The following is a 1346-nucleotide window of genomic DNA, read 5'->3' as shown; positions in this document are numbered from 1 at the left end:
GTGCGCAAGGAGGATGCCTCGGCCCAGGACGCCCTGCTCTGCATCAACTCGGGATCCCGGCTGACCGACCCCGGCCGCTTCAAGTTCGACGGCAGCGGCTACTACATCCGCTCGGCCCAGGAGATGCGCGAGATCTTCAAGGAGTTCCCCGAAGCCTGCGACAACACCTTGGAGATCGCTGAACGCTGCAACGTCATGTTCGACGACCACGAGGACGGGGCATTCATGCCCCGTTTCGACTGCCCGGAAGGCTGGGACGAGACCTCCCTTTTCCTGAAGAAGGTGGACGAGGGATTGAAGAACCGTTACCCGGACGGGGTGCCCGAGGAGGTATCCCACCAGGCCGACTACGAGTGCGGGGTCATCTGCCAGATGCAGTTCACCGGATACTTCCTGGTGGTGGCCGATTATATCAACTGGGCCAAGAACCACGGAATCATGGTGGGACCGGGCCGTGGATCGGCGGCAGGGTCCATGGTGGCCTACGCCATGGGCATCACCGAGCTGGACCCGCTCAAGCATGGGCTGATTTTCGAGCGATTCCTCAACCCTGAACGCGTATCCCTGCCTGATATCGATGTGGACTTCGACCCCGAGGGGCGCATGAAGGTCCTGGACTACGTGGGTCGTAAGTACGGCTCCGACAAGGTGGCCCAGTGCGTGACTTACGGCACCATCAAGACCAAGCAGGCCCTGAAGGACTCAGCCAGGATCATGGACTACGAATATTCCGTGGGCGACCAAGTCACCAAGGCCCTGCCGCCTACGGTCAATGGCAAGGACATGAGCCTCAAGGAGATCTTCGATCCCCAGTCCAAGCGCTACCCGGAGGCCAAGGAGTTCCGCGACCTATATGAGTCCAACCCGGATGTCAAGCGGATCACCGAAGAAGCCAAGGGCATCGAGGGCATCATCCGTCAGACCGGCGTGCATGCCTGCGCCACTATCATGGCCTCCAATCCCATCACCGATACCTCGCCGCTGATGGAACGCACCGACGGCACGGTGACCACCACCTTCGAGTACCACACCTGCGAGACCCTGGGGCTGGTCAAGATGGACTTCCTGGGGCTGTCCAACCTGACGGTCATCAGGGACACGGTCAACAACATCAAGCGCAATGGCAAGGAGCCCATCAGCATCGAGAAGGTCCCCCTGGACGACAAGGAGACCTACCAGCTGCTGTCCCGGGGCGACACCCTTGGCGTCTTCCAGCTCGATGGCGACGGTATGCGCTCCCTGCTGCGCATGCTCAAGCCCGACAACTTCAACGACATCTCCGCCCTGATCGCCCTCTACCGGCCGGGGCCCATGGATATGAACTCGCACATCAACTATGCCAAGCG

General features: G+C 61.0%; 1 protein-coding gene. It reads left to right on the top strand.

The window, feature by feature from the left end; genetic code table 11:
• The coding region (gene dnaE / locus AC0AP0_RS10015) for a DNA polymerase III subunit alpha (protein ID WP_490430360.1) at nucleotides 1-1346 on the top strand (1346 nt) is incomplete at both ends.

The sequence above is a fragment of the Bifidobacterium sp. POST2/T3 (B1) genome (genome assembly GCF_058197115.1).
Note: the sequence above shows the minus strand (reverse complement) of the source record. Positions and strands in the feature narration are given on the sequence as shown.